The 7,842-nt window shown below is 48.1% G+C and carries 4 protein-coding genes; 2 read left to right on the forward strand and 2 right to left on the reverse strand.

Annotated features, from left to right (window positions below; translation table 11 throughout):
• Positions 1 to 797 precede the first annotated feature (797 nt).
• Positions 798 to 2,831 carry a conjugal transfer protein TraG gene (locus CMO10_RS15845; protein WP_007092071.1) on the forward strand — a complete coding sequence of 678 codons (2,034 nt, stop codon included), beginning with the start codon at positions 798 to 800 and terminating at the stop codon, positions 2,829 to 2,831.
• A 204-nt stretch (positions 2,832 to 3,035) separates the two neighbouring features.
• Positions 3,036 to 5,522 carry an AAA family ATPase gene (locus tag CMO10_RS15850; protein WP_007092554.1) on the forward strand — a complete coding sequence of 829 codons (2,487 nt, stop codon included), beginning with the start codon at positions 3,036 to 3,038 and terminating at the stop codon, positions 5,520 to 5,522.
• Here the strand turns inward: CMO10_RS15850 and CMO10_RS15855 are convergent.
• Together CMO10_RS15855 and CMO10_RS15860 are read right to left on the reverse strand one after the other, a co-directional pair.
• Positions 5,487 to 6,560, reverse strand: a complete 1,074-nt coding sequence (locus CMO10_RS15855; protein WP_297024101.1) for a D-alanine--D-alanine ligase family protein — start codon at positions 6,558 to 6,560, stop codon at positions 5,487 to 5,489. The genes CMO10_RS15850 and CMO10_RS15855 overlap by 36 nt on opposite strands.
• Before the next feature lie 86 nt (positions 6,561 to 6,646).
• On the reverse strand, positions 6,647 to 7,585 hold the full coding sequence (locus CMO10_RS15860; protein WP_007090704.1) for a tyrosine-type recombinase/integrase: 939 nt from the start codon (positions 7,583 to 7,585) through the stop codon (positions 6,647 to 6,649).
• Positions 7,586 to 7,842 lie beyond the last annotated feature (257 nt).

The following is a 7,842-nucleotide window of genomic DNA, read 5'->3' on the forward strand; positions in this document are numbered from 1 at the left end:
TTTGATAGATTGTGCCCCGAAGGACAACATAACGGTAACAATAATTTCCAACTTGTCAAACGGGAGTTTCAGTTTTTCCGAATCTAACGTTGCGATGCAGCATCCCGGTTGAAACCCTTTACGTCTTCAGACACCTTTGAATTACTCAATAGTGCGTTGAATTTTCTGGGGAATTGGCGCCGACACGACTTACCTTTGACCCGTTTCCGTGATGAAATCGCTACAAAATTCAGGATTCAGCCGTCTGATATAAAATTTCTTCTGCCGACTTCGGGGGTTCAGGCGAATTGCAATAAGACCTGACAAAATAGAACTCAGCTTTCCCGCTATGATTTACACAGCTGCTGCCATCATCAATGCGCGATGAGAATAATACTCCATCAAATGTCGAGACTAAACAGTTTGCAAAAAGCAATGTACATCGCTTCCTGTTTCGGTGAGAGCACCGCCGATTGGGCGGTCTTTGGTCCCATCCGGATATCTTCGACGGTCTGTCGATTGCGCCATTTCCGGACAGTTTCTGAGTTCAGGTTGTAGGTTTCCGCAAGTTCTGTGACCGAAGCTTTCGATCGCTGTATTGTTGCTCGGACGGCGTGCGTGGTCGTGGCGTTTCCTTGCAAAACTTGTCCCATAGTTCTTCTTTTGCATGAAGGCACATTATATTGCCACCACATGCCAGGGCTGAAGACCTAGGGCGTAAATAATCAAATATAAGCCCGCTTTTTGCTTCACCCACATGATGATCTCCTGACCGCCACTGTGTGTTTATCGCGCTGCAAGGAATGGCGAGATCAGATATGACCCCGACCAAGCTGTTGATTGGTCAAATCCTTGTTGTTTTTACCGTCATCATACTCGGTGTTTGGGCGGCGACCCAGTGGTGTGCCGATATGCTGGGCTATCAGGTACAACTTGGTAATCCCTGGTTCATTATTCTCGATTGGCCTGTTTTTGAACCATGGAAGCTGTTTGAATGGTGGTATTTCTTTGAGGCCTATGCGCCGGAGGTATTCGATAAGGCCGGAATGCTGGCGGCCGGAAGCGGCTTCATGGGGTGTGCTGCCGCAGTAGCTGGTTCCTTATGGCGAGCCCGTCATAGCCGGTTGGTTACGACCTATGGTTCTTCACGTTGGGCTTACCCGCGTGAAATCTCGAAAGCCGGGTTGTTTCGTCCTAAAGGTGTTTTTCTCGGAAAATACCAGAGCAGGTATCTCAGGCATGACGGGCCGGAGCATGTGATGGCCTTTGCGCCAACGCGTTCGGGCAAAGGTGTCGGACTGGTCATCCCGACACTTCTGTCCTGGACCGGCTCAGCCGTGATCCACGACATCAAGGGGGAGAACTGGCAACTGACGGCTGGATGGCGCTCCAAATTCTCCCATTGTTTGTTGTTCAATCCGACCGATCCCCGCTCGGCGCGTTACAATCCCTTGCTGGAGGTGCGTAAAGGACCGGATGAAGTCCGTGATGTGCAAAACATCGCGGATATTCTGGTTGATCCGGAGGGTGCACTGGAGCGGCGGAATCATTGGGAGAAAACCAGTCATGCGCTCCTGGTCGGTACCATCCTGCACGTTTTGTATGCTGAGGAAGAAAAGACACTGGCGCGTGTTGCGACGTTTCTGTCCGATCCACGACGTTCTTTTCCGGCCACTTTGCGCCGGATGATGGCAACCAATCATTTGGGGACGCCGGATGACCCGAAGGTGCATCCGATTGTTGCATCGGTTGCACGGGAAGTGCTCAACAAATCCGAGAACGAGCGGTCCGGTGTCCTGTCGACAGCCATGTCTTTTCTCGGGCTGTATCGCGATCCGACGGTGGCGATGGCCACGGCAGCGTGTGACTGGCGGATCGCCGATCTGATGGATGCCGACAAACCTGTTTCGCTCTATCTGGTCATTCCGCCATCCGACATTTCCCGAACCAAACCTTTGGTGCGGCTGGTGCTTAATCAGATCGGCCGCAGGTTAACGGAACGTCTTGAAGGCGACCCTGCCAAGGGACACAAACATCTATTGTTGATGATGCTCGACGAATTTCCGGCTCTTGGGCGGTTGGAGTTCTTCGAGACGGCCCTGGCCTTTATGGCCGGGTATGGCATCCGGGCTTATCTGATTGCACAATCGCTTAATCAAATCTCGAAGGCCTATGGCGAGAACAACGCCATCCTTGATAACTGCCATGTCCGGATCGCATTCTCGTCAAACGATGAACGGACTGCCAAACGGATTTCCGATGCGCTTGGCATGGCAACAGAGCAGCGGGCCATGCGCAACTATGCCGGCCATAGATTGGCGCCTTGGCTCAGCCATGTGATGGTCTCGCGTCAGGAAACGGCACGGCCGCTTCTGACCGCAGGTGAGGTGATGCAATTGCCGCCCAAGGATGAACTGGTCCTGATTTCTGGGTTTTCGCCGATCCGGGCGAAGAAGCTGCGCTACTACGAAGATCGAAACTTCACATCCCGTATCTTATCGGCGCCGCTTCTTTCGGACTTAGAGTATCCGAACAAGCCAGTCGCTCGCAAAGATGACTGGTCAGGACAGGTGCGTAAAATGGATGAACGTCTGTCTGGTGCAGATCGTGATCCTTCTGTTTCCGGGAATGCCGATGAGGGTGGAATGCAGCAGCAACGCCATCCGTCATTGTCCGAAGAGCAGAAGGTGACCGAACCGGATCTTACACAAGCTGATCTGCCCGGATTGCTTGATGAAGATAGCGAGGTCGTTGCGGACAAACGGGTGATTGACCGGTTGTCAAAGCCTGCGCGTGTCTATGGCTTGAACGAGGCTTTGGGACCTGATCGGGACCTGCTTGATGGTTTGTAATCACATGTCCGCAGCAAAATACGGGGTGTTTATCGCAGGCTTGTATTCTGGAAAGGTCTTTTCGTCGGCTAGGATTTGATAAATACGGATAGTGTTGCAATTGATCAAGGTAATGCTACTTTTAGTCAGCCTTCGTGTTAACGGCACTTAGATGTGTGGACGTTAGCTTCCTTATTAACTCAAAACTATAGATAACTATAAATTATGGTGAATGAGCAAGTTGCTCACGTATTGGAGCATGACAAGATTGCTACTGCGGGGGCTGAATCTCTGCAGGCCGGTGCCACCAAACTATTATTGGCTGGAGAGAGTGGCTGTGGGAAGACCAGCGTTGCAACCAGTATTTTTTCGCGCCTAAGCGAAACACATCACGTTCTTACATTCTTCGCAGATGAGGAGCGTCAAACACAGTCTTATTATGTATTCCACCAACTGAAACGTAATGACTTGAATGCTCGTCGTTTAAGTCGTGCGTTAGAGATTGGTAGAGAATGGGTATATGAGGAGGTGCCGTTTGCCAAACAACTTCATTCGCTTGTGGATTTGGTTAGTTCCTTGCGTCAACAAGAGACGCTTGATGTCATTGCAAAGGAAGTTGACGATGTTGCTGAAGGAGTTATCAACCTTCTGTCAGCCATGTCGAAATCTCGACCACTCCTACTTTTTGTAGATGATCTCCAGTATCTCGATGCTCAGTCGTCAAGACTACTGCTTCGGTTATTAAAAAAGGGGCGAAATTGGCCAAATCAAGTCAAAATTCTTGCAACGCTAAACAATACGGCAATAGAGAATCATCCCTTACCCGTGCCACAAGCCAAACTAATGAGGGAACTGTTCCCACAAATACATGTACCAAAATGTCACCGCGACCAGTTCGGCGCGTTACTTCAGGCTTTTGGACTTAAATCGCCTATCGCAACACACGAGTTAAATATGCTCTACGATTGCTCCGGAGCGCATTTGGAGATCGTACGCACCTTTATAGAAGATGCAAATCTTCGGGGGATATCTACAACGTCGCTGCCCATTGAGACTACAGATGCGCTGGTAACTATATTGCAGAGATATTTAACTGAATCTGGTTTCTCCGGCAGTGATTCCGAGACGATATTGGCCGCTGCCGCAATCTGTGGACAAAATATTGTAGCAGAGGAGGTCGCTTGCGTTAGCGGTGCTGACCTTCCAGAGGTTGCACGCAGTATTGAAACTGCAATGCGATGGAAATTGCTCGAAGAAAATCTCGGAGGGCCGCGCTTCCGACACGAAATCACTCGTCACTATTTTGAGCGCAATCATCATTCGGACAGACTAAGATTACACGCGACCTATGCCCGATGCCTTCAAAAAATGAGGCCTGCAGAATTTGGGCTGCATTTTAATCATTTGCGAAAGGCAGGTTTAATTCATGATGCTGGCGTTGCCTATTGCCTTTGGACTATCCGTTCTGCCGTAATGCATACGGTGGCCGACTTACCAGAATTGGATTGGTCGGCACCTTCCTGGCAGAGAGCCCAATATCTAGGACGTACACTTAACGAAATTCTTAAAGCCATCGATCTCTATCGAGAAGGGCAATATGAACTCGCACGCAAACAGCTTTTGGTGATTGATGATGCTGTACCAGACCAGCTAATGGCAGAACGCGATGGTTTGATGGCCATGTGTTTGTTGCAAAGTCTGGAACAAGCGGATCGAGCGAGGGCAGCGACCTTACTAGAACCTTGGCGAGACAAGCTACAGCAAGCAAGCGACACTTGGGTCCGGCTTATGATATCGCTAATGTTTGCTCAAATTCAGTTGAGTCAGTTCTCGGAGGCGAGACAATTAGAACGAGAGGTTCTAAGACGTCTTCAGAAATATCGCCTTCATGACGAAGGCGTTCGCCATTTGCTCAACAGGTTCCGTGCTGCGAGCTGCATGCTTCATGCGCACGAAATAGCCTTGCCGAGAACGGAACGGCTGATTGAAGAAATGGAGAACCTACCAGTTGGAGAAAGATATATAGAGAACAATACTTATTTTGTTGCTCTGACCAATGCCTCATCTCTTGAATTGACAGCAGGAAATTACGAAAAATCTGCCAAATATGCAGAGCGTGGATTAAAGCTTAGGGGAACGGCTCCGACCAGCAAATTTCAATCTTTTGTACCTGCGTTAAGCAACCTGCTAGTCGCTCATGCCCTTGCCCGTCCATCTCAGATAGAGAATATCGTCTCGGTTTATGAAAGCACGGGAAAGATAAAGCCTGAAGATGAGGACAATCTTCTATATCGTAACAATCAAGCAAGTGTTCTGATTATGGCTGGGCGTTTCAAGCAGGCCAAGGAAATGCTGACGGAAGATTATCTATCAATGAAGGTGATGCCGGATTGCGATGGATATTTCTTCTTCTTCACCACACAAAATCTTGCACTAACCGAGTATCTAACTGGTAATTTAGAGAATGCGATATCTCTATTAGATGAATCTAGCGAGAGGGAAGATGATCTCTTGCCAGACTGTATAAGTTATCTTGTTCAACGTACCCGCTATATTCGGGATATCTGGGAATCCAACGCCAAGCTGACGTTGTCAGAACAGAACGGCCTCTTGACTGATAAGGCAAATGTTAAAGGGAGAATAGGCCCTTGTTGGCCGTTTTATGGGCGCCTGCCTTTATTCACCCCAATCGAAATTTGGTCTCTTATGTAGGTTGTTTCTACGTCTAAGGCCAACACCTACTAAGCAAGCTATCATTGCCTCATAAGGAAACCCCATAAACTGAAAGGAATGGGCAACCGCACCATGCCGGGTTAAATGGGGAACTGCATTGAGGTCTGTAATATAATAGAGGCCAGTATCAGAAATTCTGAAATCTACACGGCTAATACCATCTAACGTGAGCAAAATGTGGGCAGTTGACGCTGTGACAGATATCTTTTGCGCTAGTTCTGGCTCTAATTGAGTGAAGTCTTTGTATTCATAGGCATCATTAAATACTGTTTCGAAGGTGAGGTACTGATCTGCAAGATTGATTTTTCCGTCCAAGACCACACTGCAAGGAGGTAGACTAACTGCATCTTGAGCACCGATGACAGGTACTTCCACTTCTTGGCCAGGGACAAAGGCTTGCACCATCAAAGGTTGACGTAATTCGTACGATCGTTTCTTGAGAAAAACTTCCTCATCCTCGTTCCAACAGAAAACCGACTGATCATCGATACCTATCGAAGCAGACTCATAAACCGGTTTGGCGATTACTTTTTGGCCGACCGATGGTTTGAGGCCGTTAAGCCAACCAGAGCTACTGGAGAACAGCCAACTGTCTGGAACTGGGAGACCAAATTGACGAAGTAACGTGACTACATGAAATTTGTTTTGCGTTAGAGCAAGCCCGTAAGGGTCAATTGTGCAAGTTGCTATACTATTTGCAGCGCAAAAAAGTGGAATTGTTGCAGATGCTGCTCGAGCCCGAATGGGCGAAACAGTGCTATAGGTTATGTGTTTTTCGTTTGGTAAATCTAACCCGCCAATTTTACTAACAAAATCAAAAAAGTCAGCCTCATTCTGGAATAGTTCGCAGTATGACACGACGCTTCTAATCGCCCAAAGAAGATCGCTAACTTCGCCGTCCGAAAAGAACTCCGTGATAATGGGATGTTCTTGCACATCAGCAATCCGGTCAAATCCAGTTACATAAGCAATTAGACAAAGACGGACCTCTGGTCCCTCCTCCTTAGCCAGTTTCATCAGTTGCCCGACAATTTGAGGAACAGGATGCACCATAATTTATAGTTATCTATAGTTCTCTTCCTCCTTCTGCTGCATAAGCTCACCTATCCAAAAAGAGCGACTGGGTCGGCATTTTGCAGCACATTCCGCAAGCTCTGATCACTCACATGCGTATAGATTTCGGTTGTAGAGATTGTGCTGTGACCCAACAATTTCTGCACAAACCGGATATCCACTCCTTTTTCAAGCAGCATGGTTGCTGCTGTGTGGCGGAATGAATGTGGTGTGATCCGGGTTTCTGATTGCGACAGCTCTGCAAGTTTCTTAATTCTGAGACGAAGTGTTTGTGGGGTCAGAGTGGATCCGTTTCTATTCACAAAGAAACTTGATGATGGTTTGCTTCCGTCCGAGTAACGGGCACTCATATAGCTTCGGAGTCTCTCTTGAAGAGACGGGTTCATCACATAGACAATGCGTTCACGGCTGCCTTTGCCCCGAATGCGATATCTCTCGCCATCTGTGGAAACATCCTCCAGACGTAAAGAGGAGAGTTCTCCAACTCTGATCCCGGTTGCGATCATCAGTCGAAGTGCCAGATCTGTTGAAAGCTGCATGTTTGAAGGCTTCTGAAACTCCGTCTTCCTCCCCGTTGAAGCAGAAGATTTTGTCGCCATCAGCATTCTGGAAACTTGTGGTTCGCTTAAAGCTCTTGGTAACCGTTTGGGTAACTGGATGCGAACAGGCAAATTGTCGCATGGAGAAGGGGAAAGAAATCCCTGACCCGCCATCCACGAAAAATACTTGCGAATACAAATCCATCGACGTCGGACGGTTGCGGGGCCATTTTGCCGTTTAACCCTCAGATACTCTATAAAATCTATTATCTTTTCAGAGGTCACAGCCTCAGGTGAGGTTTTCTGATTAAGGAAATTTCCGAAGATATTCAGGTCCTGTTGATACGCTTTGATGGTGTTGGTTGAGAGCGATTTGATCGACCTGCAATGATCGATAAAACCTTGAATGTGGACTGTGTGAGCGGTCATGCGTCAATACTCCTTGAATGAAGATATGACGGCATACCTTATGTTTTCTGTTTGAAAACAGCTATTTGTCCAAATCGGGACAGTTTGTTTCCAAGGATCGTCTCACTCTTTCCTGTTACCTTCTGAAGTGAAGCGGTCGATACGGGTTCAGTCCCCACGTAAGCGTCTTTTCACGGCTACCTTGCGAATTTTAGGGAAAGAGCGGATTTAGGGAGCGAAGAGGGAGCGTTGCTCCGAACAGCTTGGGGAATCCGAAC

Source organism: Thalassospira sp. (genome assembly GCF_002709775.1).
Classification (GTDB): Bacteria; Pseudomonadota; Alphaproteobacteria; order Rhodospirillales; family Thalassospiraceae; genus Thalassospira.